The sequence below is a fragment of the Chitinibacter sp. S2-10 genome, assembly GCF_046530675.1.
GTDB lineage: Bacteria > Pseudomonadota > Gammaproteobacteria > Burkholderiales > Chitinibacteraceae > Chitinibacter.
In genome coordinates this window covers 1,045,116-1,066,663 of sequence record NZ_CP172558.1, presented here as the reverse complement: position 1 = coordinate 1,066,663, position 21,548 = coordinate 1,045,116, and the positions used below count along the sequence as shown (strand labels likewise).

At 54.6% G+C, this 21,548-nt stretch carries 19 protein-coding genes; 10 read left to right on the top strand and 9 right to left on the bottom strand.

The annotated features are described in order from the left end of the window. Positions 1 to 66: 66 nt before the first annotated feature. Positions 67 to 1,860: an LTA synthase family protein gene (locus ACG2XO_RS05165; protein ID WP_410499754.1), complete on the top strand. Its 1,794-nt coding sequence runs from the start codon at positions 67 to 69 to the stop codon at positions 1,858 to 1,860. 51 nt (positions 1,861 to 1,911) lie between these two features. Here ACG2XO_RS05165 and ACG2XO_RS05160 read toward each other — a convergent pair whose 3' ends face one another. From ACG2XO_RS05160 to ACG2XO_RS05150, 3 genes are all read right to left on the bottom strand, one after another. Next, complete coding sequence (locus ACG2XO_RS05160) at positions 1,912 to 2,841, bottom strand: Dyp-type peroxidase (RefSeq protein WP_410499753.1); 930 nt, start codon at positions 2,839 to 2,841, stop codon at positions 1,912 to 1,914. A 66-nt stretch (positions 2,842 to 2,907) separates the two neighbouring features. Next, a complete protein-coding gene (locus ACG2XO_RS05155) occupies positions 2,908 to 3,492 on the bottom strand; it encodes a YqiA/YcfP family alpha/beta fold hydrolase (protein ID WP_410499752.1) in 585 nt (194 codons plus the stop codon). Beyond that, positions 3,489 to 4,472, bottom strand: coding sequence for a quinone oxidoreductase family protein (locus ACG2XO_RS05150; RefSeq protein WP_410499751.1), 984 nt, complete (start codon positions 4,470 to 4,472; stop codon positions 3,489 to 3,491). Before ACG2XO_RS05150 ends, ACG2XO_RS05155 begins: the two co-directional genes overlap by 4 nt. 166 nt (positions 4,473 to 4,638) lie before the next feature. Between ACG2XO_RS05150 and pta the strand changes: the two genes are divergently transcribed. Further along, positions 4,639 to 6,687, top strand: a complete 2,049-nt coding sequence (gene pta / locus ACG2XO_RS05145; RefSeq protein WP_410499750.1) for a phosphate acetyltransferase — start codon at positions 4,639 to 4,641, stop codon at positions 6,685 to 6,687. A gap of 45 nt (positions 6,688 to 6,732) precedes the next feature. On the opposite strand, the gene ACG2XO_RS05140 is transcribed toward pta, so the two are convergent. The 4 genes from ACG2XO_RS05140 to ACG2XO_RS05125 all read right to left on the bottom strand — a co-directional run bounded on the left by ACG2XO_RS05140 (position 6,733) and on the right by ACG2XO_RS05125 (position 11,553). After that, the gene (locus ACG2XO_RS05140) at positions 6,733 to 7,896 is read right to left on the bottom strand and encodes an ABC transporter ATP-binding protein (RefSeq protein WP_410499749.1); all 1,164 of its coding nucleotides are present in this window, start codon (positions 7,894 to 7,896) and stop codon (positions 6,733 to 6,735) included. 323 nt (positions 7,897 to 8,219) lie between these two features. Beyond that, positions 8,220 to 9,059, bottom strand: coding sequence for a carbohydrate ABC transporter permease (locus ACG2XO_RS05135; protein ID WP_410499748.1), 840 nt, complete (start codon positions 9,057 to 9,059; stop codon positions 8,220 to 8,222). A gap of 110 nt (positions 9,060 to 9,169) precedes the next feature. Then, positions 9,170 to 10,081, bottom strand: a complete 912-nt coding sequence (locus ACG2XO_RS05130) for a carbohydrate ABC transporter permease (RefSeq protein ID WP_410499747.1) — start codon at positions 10,079 to 10,081, stop codon at positions 9,170 to 9,172. Positions 10,082 to 10,296: 215 nt separating this feature from the next. Beyond that, positions 10,297 to 11,553, bottom strand: a complete 1,257-nt coding sequence (locus ACG2XO_RS05125) for an ABC transporter substrate-binding protein (protein WP_410499746.1) — start codon at positions 11,551 to 11,553, stop codon at positions 10,297 to 10,299. Positions 11,554 to 11,899: 346 nt separating this feature from the next. On the opposite strand from ACG2XO_RS05125, the gene ACG2XO_RS05120 reads away from it, so the two are divergent. From ACG2XO_RS05120 to ACG2XO_RS05095, 6 genes are all read left to right on the top strand, one after another. After that, positions 11,900 to 13,165, top strand: a complete 1,266-nt coding sequence (locus ACG2XO_RS05120) for an ABC transporter substrate-binding protein (protein ID WP_410499745.1) — start codon at positions 11,900 to 11,902, stop codon at positions 13,163 to 13,165. Beyond that, positions 13,162 to 13,878 (top strand): response regulator, encoded by a 717-nt coding sequence (locus tag ACG2XO_RS05115; RefSeq protein ID WP_410499744.1) that lies wholly within the window; start codon positions 13,162 to 13,164, stop codon positions 13,876 to 13,878. Before ACG2XO_RS05120 ends, ACG2XO_RS05115 begins: the two co-directional genes overlap by 4 nt. Next, positions 13,871 to 15,412 carry an ATP-binding protein gene (locus ACG2XO_RS05110; protein WP_410499743.1) on the top strand — a complete coding sequence of 514 codons (1,542 nt, stop codon included), beginning with the start codon at positions 13,871 to 13,873 and terminating at the stop codon, positions 15,410 to 15,412. Before ACG2XO_RS05115 ends, ACG2XO_RS05110 begins: the two co-directional genes overlap by 8 nt. Before the next feature lie 151 nt (positions 15,413 to 15,563). Next, a complete protein-coding gene (locus ACG2XO_RS05105; protein ID WP_410499742.1) occupies positions 15,564 to 16,121 on the top strand; it encodes a hypothetical protein in 558 nt (185 codons plus the stop codon). Positions 16,122 to 16,174: 53 nt separating this feature from the next. Beyond that, positions 16,175 to 16,762 (top strand): IMPACT family protein, encoded by a 588-nt coding sequence (locus ACG2XO_RS05100; RefSeq protein ID WP_410499741.1) that lies wholly within the window; start codon positions 16,175 to 16,177, stop codon positions 16,760 to 16,762. A 496-nt stretch (positions 16,763 to 17,258) separates the two neighbouring features. After that, positions 17,259 to 18,434 (top strand): hypothetical protein, encoded by a 1,176-nt coding sequence (locus ACG2XO_RS05095; protein ID WP_410499740.1) that lies wholly within the window; start codon positions 17,259 to 17,261, stop codon positions 18,432 to 18,434. Between the two features lie 106 nt (positions 18,435 to 18,540). On the opposite strand, the gene ACG2XO_RS05090 is transcribed toward ACG2XO_RS05095, so the two are convergent. Beyond that, positions 18,541 to 19,383, bottom strand: coding sequence for an NAD(P)H-hydrate dehydratase (locus ACG2XO_RS05090; protein ID WP_410499739.1), 843 nt, complete (start codon positions 19,381 to 19,383; stop codon positions 18,541 to 18,543). Between the two features lie 90 nt (positions 19,384 to 19,473). Here ACG2XO_RS05090 and ACG2XO_RS05085 point away from each other — a divergent pair, with 90 nt between their 5' ends. Next, a complete protein-coding gene (locus ACG2XO_RS05085) occupies positions 19,474 to 20,592 on the top strand; it encodes a PQQ-dependent sugar dehydrogenase (protein ID WP_410499738.1) in 1,119 nt (372 codons plus the stop codon). A gap of 370 nt (positions 20,593 to 20,962) precedes the next feature. After that, positions 20,963 to 21,181 carry a hypothetical protein gene (locus ACG2XO_RS05080; RefSeq protein WP_410499737.1) on the top strand — a complete coding sequence of 73 codons (219 nt, stop codon included), beginning with the start codon at positions 20,963 to 20,965 and terminating at the stop codon, positions 21,179 to 21,181. A gap of 40 nt (positions 21,182 to 21,221) precedes the next feature. Here ACG2XO_RS05080 and ACG2XO_RS05075 read toward each other — a convergent pair whose 3' ends face one another. Further along, the gene (locus ACG2XO_RS05075) at positions 21,222 to 21,485 is read right to left on the bottom strand and encodes a hypothetical protein (protein WP_410499736.1); all 264 of its coding nucleotides are present in this window, start codon (positions 21,483 to 21,485) and stop codon (positions 21,222 to 21,224) included. Positions 21,486 to 21,548: the final 63 nt, after the last annotated feature.

Here is a 21,548-nt window from a genome sequence, read left to right as displayed (position 1 = left end):
TTGTGCCGCTGCATCGCGATCACAATTGCGTCATAATTCTGTCTCTTTATCCGGGTTTTGCATCAAGTGAAGTGGCCTTTAAAAGTAAGCAGCCGTACAAAAGTTATCCAGCAAGGCGCCGAAGCCGAAGACAGTACAAGTAGTACGGCAAGGCGAGGTAACGATGCTGGACGGGGTGGCCTCGAGCCAGAACTTTTGGTTTACTACTTACCCCGTTTTATGACGCAGAAATGGTTTGCAGTGGTCGGCATCATCGTGATGCTGGTGCTGGGACGTTTTGCCGTCGATGGGCAATGGAATATTCCGCGGCTGGGCTTTTCAGCGCTGCTGTATCTGTTTTTTGCGATGTTTCTTAATCGCTGGGCTGCGGCGTGGGCGGCGCTCAGCCTCGAAGCGCTGCTGTACAACGTCAGCTATGTCAAAAACAAGGCGACCGGCGAGCCGCTGCTCGGGCGCGATTTGCTCGAAGTCGGCCAGGGCATGGCGCTGACTTCGTATATCGATGCTGACATCATCATTTGCAGCGTAGGTTTGCTGGCCGCAATTGGTCTTGGCCTGTGGTTTCGTCCCCGTTTTGCCGCCAGGCGCGTTGCGCCCGGTTTGATGCTGTGCGGCATTGTGGGTGTGCAATTCGATAGCACTGGTCAGTACGCAGTGCAGTCGCAAGCCATGCTCAGCAAAACGCTGAGTACCAATTATGTGTTTTACAATTTCCGTGAAAACGTCAAACAGAACGGCATTCTGGGGCATCTGGTGCTCAGCGCCGAAAGCATGCATCTGCCCAGCGCGGGTCAGCATGATTTCTACTCTCGCCAGCTGGCCGCGCAAACCGGCAAGATTGATCCTGATATTGTCGTCGTGATGTGCGAGTCGTGTTACACCAGCCCTGACGACAAGCTGCCGACGCCGATGCAGCGGCTGGGCGAGGCCGGTTTTGCGATGACGCGCGTGGTTAGCCCGGTTTACGGCGGCGGCACGGCGGATGCCGAATTTGAAGCATTGACCGGTTTATCGTCGCTGGCCTTGCCTGGCATTGATTTTCAGAATTATTCCGATCGTTACGATCAGCGTAGCGCGACCTTGGTCAGCGAATTGAAGCAATCGGGCTATCTGACGACCGGAATGCATAATTACTTCGGCAATTTTTACAAGCGTTCTGCGGTTTATCCCAAGTTCGGCTTTGAGCAAACGCGCTTTGTCGAAAAAATGAAATGGAACCGCAAGGCAGGCTGGCCCAAAGACAGTGCGATGTATAACGTCGCGCTCGAGCAATATCGCGCAGCGCCGGCCAAGCAGAAGCAATTCATGTTTCTGGTCACCGTTTCGACGCATGGCCCGTTTATTCCGATGAATAAAGACGCCGGACTGGGTCAGTACCGGATCAGGTTGAATTATGCGATGGACGATTTGCTGTTCTTTAGTCAGTCATTGCAGGCCGCGGCCAAAGCGCGAAACCGCGAAGTCATTGTTGTGGTGTTTGGTGATCACAAGCCGGGCTTGAACCGCGAATTTGTTCAGGCCGGGATTTTGCCGCAACAGCTATTTGAGCTTGACCACAAAGGCGATCTGGCATTCAAGGACCAGCTCAGTGGGGCCGAGCAGCGATTGCGTGGCGATGTTCCGCTGTATCTGTGGTCCAGCAATCCCGAGCGCACGCGGCTGATGGCCGATGAGCTCGCCAATAAGCCGCTATTTTGTCTGCCAGCCAGTCTGTCACGTCAAACCGCCAGTGCCAGCCGCTTTTTCAACGCAGTGGCCGCGCGTTGTGAAAACAACGGGGATTTTTATACCCAAGGGTTGTGGTGGCGTAATGTATTCCCCGAAGGTTTATACGCCGAGCGGCTATTTGCTTCGCAATAATGGGCGCGCGCAGCTCTCCTTTCGTTGAAGGAGAGCGCCTGCGTTTTGAATTTACTTTGCCGCCAGCCTTTGCAGCGCCTCGATACTCGGCACAAAAAATGCAGCGCCGGTCACCGCCCGGCTGAAATTGAGCAAATGATCAACGCGGCCATCGGCAGTTGGTGACACCATCCGCGCCAGCATTTGCTCGAAAATATCGGGCGTTTTGCAATACGAAGTGAAGTACAGTCCTTTATCGCCGCTGGGTGAACCATACGGCAACGACTGGCGCAGAATTTGCAATTCTTCGCCGTTTTTCTCGATCACGACGCGGCTGATATGCGCAGTCAGCGGCTTATCGTCATCCGGCAACTCTTCGTCACTGTCTTTGGTACGACCAATCACTGCTTCCTGCTGTTTGACCGGCAGTTTGTTCCAGCTTTCCATCCGGTGCACATAGCGCTGAATATGCAAATAACTGCCGCCAGCCCAGTGTGGGTCTTCCGAGCCGACCAGTGCCACGGCTGCACGTTCCTCATCCTGCGGGTTTTCAGTGCCATCGACAAAACCGGTCAAATCACGCTGATCGCGATACCGGAAGCCCTGTACGGTTTCAATCGGATCAAACCATTCGACCATATCGCGCGTAAACTGCTCGGCACATTCGAACAGCACGTCATAACGTTCGCCGCGCAAATGCAGCATCAGATCGCATTGCGTGCTGGGTGCCGGATGAATCGCGCCGCAAATTCGTGGAAAAGCGCGCAGCTGCGTCGGTTTTTCGTTGCCATAAATTTCCGGCCAGACATCGGCACCAAATCCCAGACTCGCGACAAAGCGCGCATCCGGGTTCTGCCCGGCCAGCTTGGCGATGCGATCTGGCCAGGCCGCCAGAATCTGCCTGCAAGTCTGATCGGCACGCCGCCCAAGCCGACGGCGAAATAACATGAATAAACCATTACTTGATGCAGCTGGCAAAATGCCACTTTGCGGCGTGGTCATAGCTTTCCTGTTGAGGTACGTTGCAATTGATCAGTGGATACTGATACTGCAATTTAGACAAATTTTTCATTCACTGTTGGCAAATGCCCAGATCTGCGGCAAGCAGTTTTCGAACCCGACAAAGCTATGATCGCCACCGGGAACAATCGTTTGCCGACAGCCCCGGTAATATTCGACACCCTGCCGGTAATCGAGCACTTCATCGCCGGTTTGTGTCATCAGCCAGTAACGGGATAGATCGGTGGGCGCTCGCTCGTAAAGACGCAAATCGCTCGCAAAAGTCTCGTCGATATAGTGGATTTCACCAGTCTGGTAATTTTGCTGCGGCCCCAGATATTGATTGATGAAATCGTAAGGTTTGACCGCCGGGTTCACCAGCACTGCCCGACCACCGTATTCTTCTACGGCCCAGGTCGCAAAAAAGCCGCCCAGCGAGCTGCCGATCAGACAGAAATCACCGTGCAATGGCGCAAGCAAGGAGCGCAGCAGCGCAATCGCCTGATGTGGATGCATCGGAATTTGCGGGCACAAAAACTGTGATGACCGGCCGTTCTCGGCCATCCAGCGCGTAATCTGTTGGGCTTTATCCGAGAGCGGGCTCGATAGAAAACCGTGCAGGAAAATTAGCGTTGTCATGGCGTCGGTGTTCATGGAATCAGCACCGTTGCGCCGGTGGTTTTGCGCGCCGCCAGATCGCGGTGTGCCTGCGCGACATCAGACAGGGCGTAGCGCTGGCCGATTTCTGGCTTGACCAAGCCCTTGAGCAGCGCATCCCAGTAGTCATTGGCGCAAGCGAGCAGCGCCTCACGCGTGCTGGTGTAATTCCCCAGCGTCGGGCGGGTGACAAAGAGCGATCCTTTGCTCGCGAGCAAGCCCAGATTAAACGACTCGACCGCGCCCGAAGCATTGCCAAAACTGACCATCATGCCGCGCGGTGACAGGCAATCGAGCGAAGGCAGGAAAGTGACTGCGCCGACGCCGTCGTAAACGACAGGAACGCCATGCCCGGCGGTGATTTCGCGCACCTGCGCCACCCAGTCGGCCTGACTGTAGTCGAGCACCCAGTCGCACCAGTTTTGCGCCAGCGCCATTTTGGCTTCGCCGCCGACCGTGCCGATCACTTTTACGCCCAGACTGTGCGCCCACTGGCACAAAATCTGGCCGACGCCCCCCGCTGCGGCATGCACCAGAATCGTTTGTCCGGGCTGAACGGCGTAAGTTTGCTTGAGTAAATATTGCGCCGTCATGCCGCGCAGCAAAGTGGCAGCTGCAATATCGTCGGGTATCTGCTCAGGAACCTTGATAAGTCTTTGTTCTGGCATAATACGGTGCGAGGTATATGCGCCGACTGCTCCACCAGCGTAGGCTACCCGGTCACCCGGTTTCAGCTCCCTGACGCCAGCCCCCAGTGCCTCGACGATTCCGCACGCTTCCATTCCCAGACCGGACGGCATGGCCAGCGGGTACAGGCCAGAACGATGGTAGGTATCGATAAAATTGACGCCAATCGCGAGCTGGCGCAAGCGCACTTCCCCCATCGCTGGCGCTGGCAATTCGACATGACGCAAGCTCATTGCGTCTGGATTGCCGTGTTGCTCGATGATGATTTGCTGGGTTGCTGCGGCGTTCATAAGGGGATTTCCAGAATCGGTGGGAAAAATGGACGGCAGAGCTATTTCGCGGCGCCGCCAGCTTGGTGCTGATTATCTGGTGTTTTTTAGAGTTATGTCATAAAGCAATGGCATTCAATTGTTTATAGTGCAAAAGCATCTTGCTCAATATGGACTTCAAAAAATCATGCAAACTTTCTTTATTGCACCCACCCGCCACAATGTCGGCCTGACTTCGGTCACGCTGGGCGTGGTGCGCTGTCTGCAAAACCAGAGTCTGAAAGTCGGCTTTGCCAAGCCGGTTGCTCAGGATCAGACTGCCAGCGAAATCGAGCGATCCAGCCATTTTGCACGACAAATTTGTCAATTGAATGTTCCAGATGCACTGCTGGCCAATTACGCCATCGAACAGGTTTCAATCGGCCAGCTTGATGATTTGCTCGAAGAAATCGTCACAATGAGCATGGCTGCAGCCAAAGATGCCGATGTGCTGGTGATCGAAGGGCTGCACCCTGATCCAGCCAATCCGTTTACCACGCAGCTCAATACCCAGATGGCATTGGGTTTGCAGGCGACGGTCATTCTGGTGACCGACGCCAGTGCTGGCAATGTCGCCGAAGAAGTCAAAGTTGCCGAACGGCAGTTTCGCAATGAGGGCGTCTCAGTCGGTGGCGTGATCTTCAACAAGGCCGCCATCAATTTTGACGCTGATAGCATGAAAGCGGCGATTGGTGATTTGCCGATCTGGGGGTCAATCGAATTTGATCCTTTCCTGCTGGCACCGCGTACCATCGATGTCGCGCTGCATCTGGACGCCGAAATTGTCATCAAGGGTGAGCTGACTCGCCGCCGTGTTACCGACACTGTCGTCGCCGCCCGCGCGGTGCCAGAGGTCATCCGGCGTTTGCAGCCGGGTGCACTGATTGTCAGCTCGGGTGACCGCGACGACGTGATTCTGGCGACCGCGCTCGCTGCCAGCAATGGCGTCCAGCTGGCCGGTCTGGTGCTGACGCACAATACCGAATTAAACGAATCGGTACGCGATTTCACGCGGCAGGCATTCAATTCCGGCTTGCCGGTGTTGCGTACGCTAGGCGACAGTTTTAATACTGCGCTGGCGATCAGTCAGGTGCCGACCGCAGTTCCAGCCGACGATAAAGACCGCATGACGCGCGTGATCAACGCCGTTGCCGAACAACTCGACGCTGAAGCATTGTTGGTCGGCGTTAATAACAAGGGCGTACACCATCTGAGCCCGCCTGCTTTCCGCTATCAATTGATCCAGAAAGCCCGCGCCGCCAACAAGCGTATCGTGCTGCCCGAAGGCGAAGAGCCCCGCACGATTGCGGCCGCAGTGATTTGTCAGGAAAAAGGCATCGCGCAATGCCTGTTGCTCGGCAATCGCGCCACCATCGAAGCGGTTGCCCATTCGCAAGGCCTGACACTGCCTGCGAGTTTGCAGATTCTCGATCCGGAGGAAATCCGCGGCCAGTATGTCGCGCCCATGGTCGAGCTGCGCAAAGCCAAAGGCCTGACCGAAATCCAGGCGCTGCGCCAGCTGGAAGACAATGTCGTGCTTGGTACGATGATGCTGGCAATCGACGAAGTGGACGGTCTGGTTTCCGGTGCGATTCACACCACGGCCAATACAATACGCCCGGCTTTGCAACTGATCAAAACCGCGCCGGGCTCGTCGATTGTGTCGTCGGTATTCTTTATGCTGATGCCTGAGCAGGTCGTCGTTTATGGCGATTGCGCGGTTAATCCGAATCCGGATGCCGAGCAACTGGCCGAGATCGCCGCACAAAGCGCGTATTCGGCCAAAGCCTTCGGTATCGATCCGAAAGTGGCAATGATCAGCTATTCAACCGGACAATCCGGCACGGGCGCCGACGTTGATAAAGTTCGTACCGCGACCGAAATCGCCAAAGCGCGTCATCCGCAACTCACCATTGACGGCCCGCTGCAATACGACGCCGCTTCGGTCTATGAGGTCGGCCAGCAAAAAGCGCCCGGCAGTCTGGTCGCCGGGCAAGCGACGGTGTTTGTTTTCCCCGATCTGAATACCGGCAATACGACGTATAAAGCTGTACAGCGCAGTGCCAACGTCGTCAGCGTCGGTCCGATGCTGCAGGGTTTGCGCAAACCAGTGAACGATTTGTCACGCGGCGCGCTGGTCGACGATATTGTCTTTACGATTGCATTGACCGCGATTCAGGCGGTTGAAATGCTCTAAACGTGATTGCGGGAGCGGATTGATCCGCTCCCGTGATTTAAAACATCACAAGGCCGGTTCGATCATTGCTTGGCTGCCATGACGCGAAGAGCGCATATTGCCCGGCTTGAGGCGGCGCAATGCCTGACCTTCGCTGTCGAACACGTGGAAAGCCTGACACGCCGCGCTGATTTCGATGCTGCTCCCCAGCGCCACGTCGCGCTCACCATCACCGCGAACGACGATGTCGCAGCCATTATCGAGCGTGATATACAGATAATTGGCTTCGCCCAGATGCTCGACCAGATTGACTTTGCCGCTGAATTTCTCGCACTCCAGCATACCTTCGAGTCTGTCTTCGAGTAAATGCTCGGCGCGAATGCCGACGGTGACGTCGTCATTGACTTTCACGCTGCCTGCATCAACGGTAGCGCGGATTTCCTGCCCGCCCTTGAGCACGATCTGCACGCCGTCAGCGCCGATTGAACTGACGCGGCCTTTGAGCAGATTCATTTTTGGCGAACCGATAAAGGTCGCGACAAACAGATTCGCCGGTTGCTGATACAGCTCGAGCGGCGTACCCGCTTGCTGAATATGGCCGCCTTCCATCACGACAATCTTGTCGCCCAGCGTCATTGCCTCGACCTGATCGTGCGTCACATACACCATCGTCGCGTTCAGATCGCGGTGCAGTTTGGCGATTTCGAGCCGCGTTTGCACGCGCAACGCCGCGTCCAGATTGGATAATGGCTCGTCGAACAGGAAGAGTTTCGGCTCGCGAACAATCGCGCGGCCAATTGCGACGCGCTGACGCTGGCCACCCGACAATTCACGCGGCAGGCGCTCGAGCAAATGGTCGATTTTCAGAATTTTGGCGGCATTTTTGATGCGAGAGTCGATTTGCGCTTTGTCTTCGCCAGCGATTTTGAGGCCAAAAGCCATGTTTTTGTACACGCTCATATGCGGATACAGCGCGTAGCTCTGGAACACCATCGCGATACCGCGTTCGGCGGGTGATAAATCATTCACCACCGCGTCGCCAATCGACAATTCGCCGCCGGTGATCGATTCGAGACCGCACAGCATGCGCAGTAGCGTCGATTTACCGCAGCCCGACGGGCCAACCAGCACGACAAACTCGCCGTGTTTGATATCGAGATTAATGCCGTCCAGTACCTTGGCTTTGCCGTCGTAGGATTTGGAGAGGTTGTTCAGTTTTACTGTTGCCATGATTTGAATCCTTCTTGCTACTTGCATGGGGTATTGCCATGTAAGCTAAATTTATATTGGTTTTGATGGATATACCTATCGAATCAAACCTGCTTATTTGAAATGCGCTGATAGTTCTAGGGCTTAAAATCCCGTGTAGCGAAAACCGCGGCAAGGAGAGAGACAAACAGCTTTATCGTTTGGCTCACGACGCAGCAAGGGCAGCGCGGAGCGCTTTTCGCCCGGGTCGCCTTTCTTTGCTTCCTTTCTTTGGCGAAGCAAAGAAAGGAAGTCCCCGTCGCGGACTGCGACTGTAAACAGCCGTGCCGCAGGCACTAACACGCTTATTTCACCGCGCCCGAAGTCAGGCCGCGAATCAGTTGACGCGAGAAGATCGTGTACATGATCAGCACCGGAATCACCGCCAGACTTAGCGCCGCGAGGACTGAATTCCAGTCGGTGACGTATTGACCGATAAACTGCTGCACGCCCAGTGTCACGGTTTGCGTTTCTTCACCGGGCGCCAAAATTAGCGGGAACCACAGATCGTTCCAGACCGGGATCATCGTAAACACCGCGACGGTTGCAACTGCAGGGCGAATCAGCGGCAGGATGATCTGGAAGAAAATCTTGAATTCGCCGACACCATCGCAGCGCGCCGCTTCTTTGAGCTCTTTCGGAATCTGCGAAATAAATTCGCTCAAAATCATGATCGCCAGCGGCAAGCCTTGCGCGGTGTAAACCAGAATCAGCGCGGTCAGCGTATTGATCAGATCGAGTTTGACGATCAGCTCCAGAATCGACACGGTGCCCAGACGAATCGGCACCATAATCCCGATCGCCATATACAGCGCCAGCAAGCGATTGCCACGGAATTTATATTCCGACAGCGCCCACGCCGCCATTGCGCCGAACAGCAAAATCAGCGCCAGCGACACCAGCGTGACCGTCAGGCTATTGCCGAAATACAGCATGAAATGCGACTTGGCGATGACCTTCTCGAAACCGCCGATAAAGAAGGTTTCGGCGTTCGGCAAGGCTAGCGGATCGTCAAAAATCCCGGAGCGGCTTTTAAACGCGTTAATCAGGATCAGGATGATCGGAAACAGCGCCAGCAGCGTGTAGCCGCCGAGCGCCAGATGAACGCCGGCTGCTGAGAGCGGTTTGCGTATATTTGTTTTCATAAGAAATCCTTAAATGATTGAGGATGTAGGTCGGATGAGCGTAGCGTTATCCGACTTTTGTCGTCGGATAACGCGCCTTCATAAAACAAGGCGCTCATCCGACCTACCAATCACAACTCGTAACGCGTCAGCTTGCGCTGAACAAAGTAGAAATACGAACCAACGCCAGCGAGGATGACGAGGAACATCAAGGTCGCGACTGCCGCGCCCATCGTCGGGCTGCCAATCTGGCTCTGGTAGCCAAAGAACGTGCGATAGAACAGCGTGCCCAGAATATCGGTGCTGTAGTTCGGGCCGGCAATTGCGCCTTTGACCGAATAAATCAGGTCAAACGCGTTAAAGTTGCCGACGTAAGTCAGAATCGTCACCAAGCCCAGCGTCGGCAAAATCAGCGGCAATTTGATTTCCCAGAAAATGCGCCACGCTGATGCGCCCTCAACGTGCGCGGCCTCAATAATGTCTTCGGGCACAGCGAGCAGCGCGGCGTAAATCAGCATCATCGGGATGCCGACAAACTGCCAGACCGAAATCAGCGCCAGCGTAATCAAGGCCGAGCCTTCTTCACCGAGCCACGGCGCGAAATAATCGACCAGACCGACTTTATCCATCAAGCCTTCGGAAACACCCCACAAAGGCGACAGAATCAGCTGCCAGATAAAGCCGATGATGACGACCGACAGCAGCGTCGGCAGGAAAATCAGCGTGCGGTAATGGCGCGCGCCCTTGAGCCCTTTGAGCGACAGCAGCGTCGCCAGCACGAGGCCAATCGGGTTTTGAATTAATAAATGGATAAAGAAAAACTTGCAGTTATTCCACATCGCATTCCAGAACGACTCAGACCAGGCCGGGTCGGTCAGAATCGTGATGTAGTTGGCCAGGCCAACAAAGCTGGTTTGGCCTGCGTCATTGCTGGTGAAAAAACCCAGACGCAGCGTATCAATCAGCGGTAAGGCGCTGAACACCGAATACAGCAACACGGCGGGGGCTAAGAAAACGGCGATGTGCCAGGGAATGCGTTTCATCGCTTGGGACTCCAAAACAAACTGAAATTAGCGCGGACATCAGCATCAGTCCGGGCAACTACGGGCGTAAAAAGGGCCGACAGCGACCAAGGACACCGCCGGCCAGAACTCACGCAGGAGCGAGAGGAGAGAGATACTTATTGCCACCTACGGCAATGTACACAGGATGTAGGTGGCAATACCCATTGGTTTAATGCTATTGCGGCATTAATGTGTTACTTCTGTTGTGGTTTGTACCATTTGGCAAAGCCGGTCTGGATTTTGGCTGCGGCATCTTTTGGTGCCATTTTGCCGTTCAAGACTTGCGAGCTGACATTCCACAACTCGTTTTCCATCGCTGGCTCGCCACGGTTCATGATCTGCGCGTTCAGACGGATTGTTGAACCGCAAGATTTGCGCCAGTCGAGCATCTGTTTGGCGACCGGGTCTTTGACCGAAATCAGATGGTTCGACAATGAGAAGAAGCCGGTCACTTTATTGGTATACAGATCGGCAAATTCCTGCGAAGCTAGCCAGTTCATGAATTTGTACGCCTCAGCCTTGTTTTTGGCTTTCGGATTCACGCCCATGCCGATGTCGGTGTGATCCGAGATGTAGCATTTGTCACCGGCTTTGGCGACTGGCGGCGGGAATGCGCCGAAGTCCAGACCTTGCTGGTTGAAGTAAGCGATGTCCCAAGAGCCTGCTGGGTAGATACCGGCTTTGCCCATGGCGAATAGATTCTGGCTGTCGGCGTAGGTTTGCGCTGATGCGCCTTTACCCATATACGGGCCCCATTTGGCCATTTGATCCCAGGCAGCGACAAATTGCGGATCGGTAAATTTGGCTTTACCAGCGAGCAAGGCTTTACGGCCTTCTTCGCCTTTCCACGAGTTAGCGCCAATGCTGGTGAAAACGATCTGATTCGATTCCCACTGATCGGCAGTACCCAAGGCGATTGGCGTTTTGCCGGCTTTTTTCAGGCTTTCCAGCACGGTGAAGAATTCAGCCTGAGTTTTTGGCACGGCCAGATTCAGATCTTTGAACATTTTCTTGTTGTAGAAGAAACCATGCATCACTGAGGCCATCGGCATGCAGTAAGTATCTTTGCCGTCGTCAGTTTGCCACGCTACTTTACTTGAGGCCGGGAAGTTTTCCATGCCCGGTTTGCCGTCGAGTTTTTCAAGCTGGCCTTTTTTGAACAGATTCAATGACACATCGAACGGACGACAAGTCACCAGATCACCCGCCGTGCCGCCAGCCAGACGTGCAGTCAGCGATGAGTCATACTCAGTCGGTGCGGTTGGCGTGAATTTGACCTGGATGCCCGGATTTTTTTTCTGGAAAGCCGGGATCAAAACGTCTTCCCACAGCGTTTTGTCATCAACGCGCCATGATTCGATGGTAATGGTGCCGGCTTGCGCCGCGCTGGCGGCCAGCAATGCGGCAGTGATTGCGGTGCGAACTGATACTTTGTAGAGCGTGTTTTGCATGATCGAATATCCTCGTGTTGCCGTGATCTACTGCCACGGTGCAATGAAATTATCACGTCGTTCTCTGTGACACGATTCTGTGCCGATTGCGGTGCTGATAAATTGCAAGATATTGATTTAAAAGAATAATGTGTTTTTTTGTGTCGCACGGTAGCATGATTGCCGCTTACAAATCCTAACAAAGCCGGTGATCGCCAATCGGTACGAGTGCTGCTGAAATCAGGGTTTGCTGCTATGACAGCCGGAAAATCAAGCGGCTACCCGGACAAGGCTTTGTGATGTTTTTTTACAATTTCATATTCTTGCTTACGATATAGTGGTCGCTTCATGGTGGAGTAAACAACAGGTGTTTGATTACAAAGTCAGCGTTCTGGCCTTACTGCTGGGAGCCAGTGTCCATGCCGGTGAGTCGGTTGATGTCCTGCACTGGTGGACTTCGGCCAGCGAGCGCGGCGCGGCGCGATTTTTGCAAAACCGACTCGCTGACGAAAAAATCGACTGGCGCGACGCCGCGATTCCGGGCGGTGGCGGTGTTGGTGCGATGCGCGTACTCAAAAGTCGCGTGCTGGCGGGAAAGCAACCTGCCGTGGCGCAGCTGATTGGTCCGGCGATTGCCGAATGGGCCGATTTAGGCTTGATTTTAGAGCTCGACTCGGTCGCCAAAGCCAATGACTGGAATCACGTTTTATCGCCAACAATTCGGCAGCTACTCATCCATCGCGAGCATTTTGTCGCCGCGCCCTTGGGTCTGCACCGGATTAATAATCTGTATTACAACGTCAAACTTTTTCGCAAACTGGGTTTGGCCGAGCCCAAAACGATGGATGACCTTAAGCGCGCCGCCTTGCGCCTGAGCGCGGCAGGTATTACGCCGATGGGGCAAAGTAGCGAGGCGTGGCAGGTGGCGACTTTATTCGAATCGCTGGTGCTGATGGAAGGCGGGCCGGCGTTTTACCGCGATGTGTTTGTTAAACGCAATGCCAGCGCTTATCTGGATTCGCGTTTTGGTCGCGCACTCAGCCGTTTGCGTCAATTGCGCAGTTACACGAATAAATCGGCGCGCGAACAACCATGGAGCGAAGTCGCGCAGCAATTGAGCAACGGTCAGGTCGGCATGGTCGTGATGGGCGACTGGTTCAAGGGCGAATTGCTGAGCATGGGGCAAAAGCTCGACGTCGATTTTGCCTGTGCCAGCGTGCCCAATACGCAGCAATATCACCTCTACAGCATCGATAGTTTTGTGATGTTTACCGGCGACTATTCGCAGCAGGATGCGCAGGAAAAAATGGCGCAAATCCTGGTGTCGCCTGCAGTGCAGCAAGGCTATAACCGCATCAAAGGCTCGGTGCCGGTGCGACGTGATCTGGACGCCAAAGCAATGAGTTCGCTGGATCGCTGCGCGACCAGCTCGTGGCAAACTTTTAACAAAGGCAAATCAGTGCAGGCACCGAGTCTGGTGCATCGCATGGCCGCCGATGAAAAATTCAAAGATGCCATCGTCGCGCAAGTGCAGAAATTTTATCTCGATGAAAGTATCAGCGTGCAAGACAACCAGCAGCGCATGGCGGCGATGGTACGCGCGCTCAATGCACAAGAAGGAAATATCGAATGAGCCGGAAAATCCTGATCGTCGATGACGACCAAAAAACCCGCATGCTGCTCAAAGCGTATCTGGAGCGCAATCAATACGAAGTGCTGCTTGCACACGATGGCGAGAGCTTTCATCAGGAGTTCGAGCGTTTTCGTGATGAACTCGCACTGGTGATTCTCGACGTGATGCTGCCTGACACCGACGGTTTTGTGTTGTGCCAGGCGGTGCGCAAGCAGTGCAATGTGCCGATCATCATGTTGACGGCCAATTCGGATGACACCGATCGCATCGTCGGGCTTGAGCTGGGTGCTGACGATTACATCGCCAAGCCGTATAACCCGCGCGAACTGCTGGCGCGAATCAAGGCGATACACCGCCGCGCCGGGCTCGACAATGTCAGCAGCGGCGGTCGCTATTACCGCTTTGTCGGCTTCACGCTCGATACCGTGGAGCGGACGCTGCAATCGCCCAGCGGCGATCTGGTGACGCTGACCGGGCTCGATTTCCAGTTGCTTAAATTCTTCCTTGAACATCCGGGGCAAATCCTCGATCGCAGCCAGCTCGCCGAAGAAACGCGGGGCCGTGATCTGGGGCCGCTTGATCGTGCGCTCGATGTGCAGGTCAGCCGCCTGCGCCAGCGCCTGTCGGACAATGGCAAGCAGCCGAGCCTGATTAAAACGGTGCGCGGCGCGGGTTATGTGCTGTCGGCCGAGGTCACGCTGAGCCATGTCTGAACCGAAAGCCACCGCGGATGCGGGTGTGCATCACATAGCTCGCGCCGGGCTATGGCAACGCTGGATCAATAAATGGCGCAGCCGCCGAGCGCCGCGCTGGTTCGAACGCCTGTTGCCCGCCAGCCTGCTCGCGCGTTTTTTGCTGATCATGAGTCTGGGCGTGTTGGCTTCGCAGCTCGTTGGCAACTTGATCTGGGCGAGCTACCTCAAGAGCAAATCCGAACAGGAAGTGCGTCAGGCTGCGCAGCATGTTGCTTCGGGTGCCGCCAGCGCGATCCGCTATTTTCAAAGCCTGCCGCTCAATTATCGCAATCTGGTGATCGAGCAAATGCGCGAAATGGGCGGAACGCGGTTTTTTGTCAGCGCCAATCATGATGAAATACATCTCAGTGGTATAGCCTCACAGCCCTTGTCTGATATGGTTTTGAAGCAGATACATCAGGATATTAATGGCAAGTTACCACAAGTCATCGAAGTCAAAGTCGGCTTTGCCTGGCCTGAACAATTAACCGTCAGCAATGAAGGTACGCTGATTACCGAGTTGCCCGACCACTGGATCAAAAATACGCTGCTGATTCAGCCGCGACCTGCGCCGATTCTGGTCATTCAGGCGCAAATCGAGCCGGGGCAATGGCTGTATCTGGCGACCTTGATGCCTGACCCGTTTTTTCTCGACAACAGCAATCCATTACCGCCCGAACGCTGGTTGCTGCAGTTTGTCACGCTATTGACGGTCTTGCTGCTGAGCTGGGTCGTCGTGCGCTGGATTACCGGCCCGCTCGCAGCGCTGTCGAACGCCGCCGAAGCGTTTGGCAAAGGCGAGTCGCCGGTGTTGCCCGAAACCGGCAGCGTTGAATTTGTCCGCACCGCACAGGCTTTCGCCGCGATGCGCGAGCGGATTGTGCGCTATCTGGAAGACCGCGAAAAACTCTTCACCGCGATCAGCCACGATTTGCGAACGCCGATTACACGGCTTAAATTACGCGCCGAAATGCTCGACGACGACGCGGCGCGCGCCGAATTTCACGAAGACCTCGACGAGCTCGACATGATGGTCAAAGGCGCACTGCAAAGCGTCAAAGACAGCGATATTCACGAAAATCACACCGCAATCAGCCTCGATGCGATGCTCGGCCGGATGGTGCGCGACGCACGGCTGGCGGGGCACGAAGTCGCTTTCACCCGCTGCGGCCTGCTGGTCGAGGGCAAGCCGCTGGCGTTAAAGCGCGCCATCGGCAACCTGCTCGACAATGCGCTGTTTTACGGCCAAAGCGCCGAAATCAGCGTGTTTGAAGGCGTCGGCAAGCGCGTCATCATCATTCGTGATCATGGCCCCGGCGTTCCCGACGACGCCTTGCAAACGCTGTTCGACCCCTATGTGCGGCTTGAGCATGGCCGCCACAGCAACAGCCACGGCCACGGGCTAGGTCTGGGTATCGCGCGCAATATCATTCAGGCACACGGCGGCGAGCTGGTGCTGCAAAATCATCACGAAGGCGGGCTGCAGGCGGTGATCAGCTTGCCTGCGCATTGAAATGCACATTCAAGCCGTGAACAAGACCGTTTACCGGATTGACACTGCGTCGTCCTCGCTCTGATCGAATTGCTGGCCTACCGTTTGAACTGATGCATGCGAATGAGATATTCATCGCATGCCCAAAGCTTGTTCTTGATAAGGAGCTACCATGTTCAAATCACTCGGCTTGATCGCCCTGCTTACCCTGACCATCGGCAGCGCTTGCGCCGTCGATTCGGTCGACAAACAGCGCAGCGAAATCCGCAGTAAAACCCAGACCATCCTCAGCGAGCTATACCGCGCGACGCCTTCGGCCAAGGCCGCAGTCAAATCGGGCGTGGGTTATGCCGTGTTCAGCAATAAGGGGATGAAAATCCTCGTCGCCGGCGGTGGCACCGGCAGCGGAATGGCGGTACACAACGGCAGCAAGCAAGAAACCTTTATGAAAATGCTCGAAGTGCAAGCAGGCTTGGGAATGGGGATCAAATCATTTCGCGTGATTTTCGTTTTTGAAACCGAAAGCGCATTCAACAGTTTTGTGAATTCGGGCTGGACTTTCAGCGGACAAACGACCGCCGCGGCCAAAAGCGGCGACAAAGGTATGACATATCAGGGCGCCGTGTCGGTGACGCCCGGCGTCTGGATGTACCAGTTGACCGACAAGGGTCTGGCGCTCGAAATGACCGGCAAGGGAACGAAGTATTACAAGAATGATGAGTTAAACTAGCCTATTCTGAATCCCAATCCAGAAGCCGGGGTTTTCACCCGGCTTTTGCCATCATGCCCTTCACCATCAAATCCCCCGTCGAACACGAACTGATCATCAAAAAAAGCCGCTTTCTTGCCTGCGTGATGCCGATGAATGATCGCGCGAACGCGCAGCAAATCGTCGCCAGCTTGAAAGCCGCTCACCCCGGTGCGGCGCATGTTTGCTGGGCGTTGCTCGCCGGCGGGCAATCGGCGGCAGTCGACGACGGCGAACCATCCGGAACGGCCGGACGACCAATGCTCGACGTGCTGCGGCATCAGGAGCTAGAAGGCGTACTGGCGACCGTCGTGCGTTATTTCGGCGGCGTCAAACTCGGTGCCGGCGGGCTGGTTCGCGCCTACACCGATTCGGTCGCGCAGGCATTGCTGCAGGCAGAAAAAATTCCTTTATTAAAACTGCGCACCCTGCGCTGCACCGTACCGTATTCGCTCGAAGGCCATATTCGGCGTGCTCTGGCGGGCTATACCACTACGGGGCTTGCCGTTGAGCATGGTAGTCAGGTGATTTTCAGCTTCGCCATTACCGCCGATACAGCCGAAACGCTGATCGCACAATTGAATGAATCATGCCACGGGCAACTGGGATGGCTGAATACTTAGTTTCGCTCTGGCAATTCATTATTAAGCGCTGCTGAAATAATCAAAGAATCACAAAGGTTGGCACGATTGCTACCAGAGAGTCCACAGTTCGGCCAAAGCTGACAGTCCAATTTTCTTTGTCGATGGCCGAAATCAATGTGTCACTACACTTAGAGGACGATACTCAAGAAATAATTGCCCTTGGTGAGGGTGAAGTGTAGTCCTGACTTGTCCACACAAGACTACACATAATCTAGTGTAGTCTTGTGTGGATATCGCATATAAATCAATGGCATAGATGTTTTTTTGTTCTTGATTTTATTTGAATAGGGCGATAGCCTTTTGTTTCTTCTAAAGGCGATTAAATCCCTCAAGTCACCAAAAAAACCATCCACAGTGCCTGAAGGTGCTTCCTACATTGATTGGAATATGGCACATGCTAGATTCCATTACGCCGGTTGCTCCCTATGTGCCTTGGTGAACTATTGCGGCGCACCTCGTGATTCTGGGAGGGTTTATGCAAAAATCGGATGAGTCGAAATATGCGCGCGAAGCACAAGAAGCCAATTTTAAAATTATTGGTTCCGGCAGAGAGCAGCGCACAAAAGGTAGTCGAATGTATGAATGCCTTACATGTGCACATCAACAAGAGTTTAGGCTAGCAGATGTCCGAAAAAAAAATGCCCGTTGTAAGGGCTGTTTTGACACAAGGTTAGAGCAAGATGCTCAGAGTGCAGGTGTGCGCATCGTTGGTCTTGGCCAGAATGCGAACTATCGGATGTGTGAATTTCTTGACTGTAAATGCCAGCAAAGCATACAAGTTATCCGGATTAGAAATAAACAATTTAAGTGTCAACAGTGTGAGGCTCTACGATTTCGGGAAGATGCTGAAAAGAAAGACTTGATTATTAAGGGGGATGGCGACGGCATGGGTTATCGTCGTTATCAATTCAAAGCATGTGGGCATGAAGCCAATTTAAGTCTCCATCACGTTCGCAACGATAACGTTACGTGTAATACCTGCAAAGAAATACAGCATGAAAACGAAGCTACTGCGCGAGGTATTCAACTAATTGGCAAATGTAATAGGAAAAATTATCGCAAATATAAACTAGGTTGCGGACATGAACTTGAATTACAAATTGCGCACGTTCGTCGAGGCGGATTCGAATGTAAATTTTGTAATCAGGGAAAGTTCGAGCATGAATCAGCAGCAGTTGGTTTGCTTTATCTTGGTCGGGCAACGGGTAATAGGCATCGATACCGACACCTAAAATGCGGGAACGAACAGGTATTTGAGCATGGGAATGTGAGAGCCAAGACATTTGCTTGTCGTGTTTGCAATCCGAATGCGGGAGGCTATCAACGCACTTTGCCTGCCACCTTTTATGTACATAAAATAGAATCATCTGCTATTTGTTCCACAGGCTACGGCATCAGCAACAATGAGCCTGTTAGAAAAAAACGCCACATTTTGAGACTGTCGCGACAAGGCTTCCGCATCACTGAATCGCGGGTATGGCACCACACAGACGGCGAGTTGATATTAATGCTTGAAAACTCAGTCAGTTGCCATTTTCCTATGGATCAGGGCATGGCGGAACTTGAAGGTTTTAAGCGCGAGTCGACTAAGGCACCCTTTTTAGAAGTGTGCGCTTTCGTTGATAGCTGGATGAAAAACCCAAATTTGTAGTGCCACTCTAATTTTGGTTACCCGATATAGAGTTTTGACTGTCCGTTATGGCCGAATTGCGGTAATTCCAAAGGGTAACTGACCCCAATCACCCATGAATCGCTGCTTATAGATTCGCAATTTCCACATTCAGCGCCTGCCGCGCCAGCATGATCGTTTCGGAGGCGGTCAGGCCGATTCCGGCCGGGTGGCTGGTTAGCCAGTTGTCGGCGGCTTTGCCGTGCAGATAAACGCCGCAGCGTGCCGCGTCGGCCAGCTCGAGGCCTTGTGCACAGAGCGCCATGATGATGCCGGCCAGCGTGTCACCTTGCCCGGCGCTGCTGAGCGCGGCGTTGCCGCTGTGGTTGATCGTGATCACGCCGTCCCGGCTGCCGACCAGCGTGCCGTGACCTTTGAGCACGATATGGCATTGATAGCGCGCAATCAGCGCCCGCAACGCGGCCAGCCGGTCTTGCTGAATACTGGCGTTACTCGTTCCCAGCAGGCGGGCGGCCTCGCTCGGGTGCGGGGTCAAAATGGTCGGGGCGTGACGGTGGCTGAGCTGTTGCTGCAAAGCGGGTTCGTTGGCGATCAGGTTGAGCGCATCGGCGTCGAGCAATAGTGGCAAATGGGTATCCATGACCAAGGCCAGTATTTCTGCTGACTCTGGCGATATACCCATCCCCATGCCGGCCAGAATGTGGCTGGCTTGCTGCTGGCGTAGTACCATTCGTGCATCGCACAGCATCAGCTCGGCTTGCTGCACATCGACGGTCAGCCGGGTGTCGAGCAGCGCGACCCAGACTTTACCGGCGCCGAGCATCAGCGCTGCGCGTCCGGCGAGCAGCGCTGCGCCGGTCATTCCTTGCGCGCCGCCGATCACGGCGACGCTGCCGAACTGGCCTTTATGTGTGTCGCTGCCGCGGCGCAAAGTGCGGGCGGTCGTCGGAAGCCGGTTGATTTCGTGCATGATGAACTCGTGATCTGGCTGCTATAAATTAGCATAGCTTGTCCGCAGCGGACATAAATCTCATCGAGTGCCATGCGTGAGGAATCTGATATGTGGCGGATGATGCTATTGCTGTTCTGGCTGATTTCGACGGCGGCTGCGGTCGAGATTGAATCGGAGCGACATGATTTCCGCGTCAAGGTGCTGACGCGTGGTCTGGCGCATCCTTGGAGTCTGGCTTTTCTGCCGGATGGCCGGATGCTGGTGACCGAGCGTGCCGGTCGTTTGCGCGTGGTGTCGGCGGGCGGTGAGCTTGATCCGCGGCCGGTCGCCGGTGTGCCCGAAGTCGTTGCCGCCGGGCAGGGTGGGCTGCTGGATGTGGCTTTGCATCCGGATTTCGCCCGCAATCGCTGGGTGTATTTGTCTTACGCCGGGCGCGATGGCGCGGGCGTTGCGACGCAGGTGGTGCGCGGCAAGTGGGTCAGCGATGAGACAGATAAGAAGGGGCACCGGCTGACGAATCTGCAGTCGATTTATCGCCAGCGCCCGGCCAGCAATACCGCGGTTCATTTCGGTTCGCGGCTGGTCTTTGACCGCGACGGCATGCTGCTGATTACGCAAGGGGATCGTGGTGACATGGCGCGCGCGCAGCGAGCGGATGATCTGGCCGGTAAAGTGATCCGGCTGCACGACGATGGACGTTATCCGGCAATAGTGAAGCAGGATTTTTTGCCTGGGGTATATAGCTACGGCCATCGCAATATGCAGGGCGCAGCCCTACACCCCGCTACGTATGAGCTCTGGAGTACTGAACACGGCCCGCAGGGGGGCGATGAACTCAATATCGTCCGTGCCGGGGGCAATTATGGCTGGCCGGTGATCACTTACGGGGTGAATTACGGGATCGGAACGCGGATCGGCGAAGGCGTTGCCAAGGCGGGGATGGTGCAGCCGGTTTATCAGTGGACGCCGTCGATTGCGCCGTCGGGGCTGGCGTTTTATCGGGGAAAAGCGTTTAAAAACTGGCAGGGCAATTTGCTGCTCGGCGCGCTTAAATACCAGATGCTGGTGCGGCTCGAGCTTGATGGCAACCGAGTGGTGCATGAAGAGCGGCTGCTGAAAGACCTGTTTGGCCGTATTCGCGACGTTCGCGTTGGCCCGGATGGGCTGGTGTATCTGCTGACCGATGAGTCGGATGGCGCTTTGCTACGGCTTGAGCCGGTCGATTAGCTTCCGAACCGGAGGGTGAGTCGCAGAGCCAGATCGGTAAAAATCACAAATATATGATTTGACAGTATTTTTTTAATCGGCTACAGTCGCGGCACTAATTTGATTGAGCACATTAAGGCACTACGTGTGTCTGTGTTTCCAAGCAGTTCCCTCCAGCAAGCCTCCTTAGCTTTTCTGTAATGAATCTGCCGTATGATCAGAATCTCACACTGATCGTTGATTCTCTAGGTTCCCAAAAACCCGGTGCTCTTCTATTTGGTGCTTTGCCATCCAGCGTGTGATGGTTTATGGCGCAAAGTTTGTTACCGACTGATTGCAGTTTTACATATAAAAAAACAAGCATCGCGCCCCTTTATTGGGAGCAGCCATCATGGCTTTATCTACTTTTGACTTTAATATCGAAGCCCGTCCGTCGAGTCGTTCCACCGACATGGAAGGCTGGTTTCAAATCGTGATCTGCCATGGCGAGCAGCGCAAGCCGGTGACCGACTGGCAACCCGCGCCGCAAGCGCAGGGCATGGCCTTGCATCGGGTGTTGCAAACCACGGCGCAAATTGCCAGCCAGCAGATCAAACAGCAATACCACTGATCCGTCGGGTGAGGGTTATTCGCCCTCACTCCGCTGCGTTTCAGCACGACATGCTGGCAAAGCCTTCGGCATGATCATCGAGAAATTCAGCAGCGGCACTGTCGCTGCTGAATACGTGTGGCGCAGCCTGGCCAGCTTCGCACAGCAGACCGAGCAGATCGGCGTCATCGGTAAACGCCAGCCGTTTGCCAAACAACACCAGCCACGAACCATGCAGATTCAGAATCCGCACATGCGCAGGCGGATCGAATTGCTGCGCCTGCTCGATGGTGTAAAGATTGATACCGTTAAATTGTGGATGCATGGGTCTACAGGCCAAAGTGAATAGACTCAAGGGTATCTGCTTGTGGATCAATCTGCAATTAAC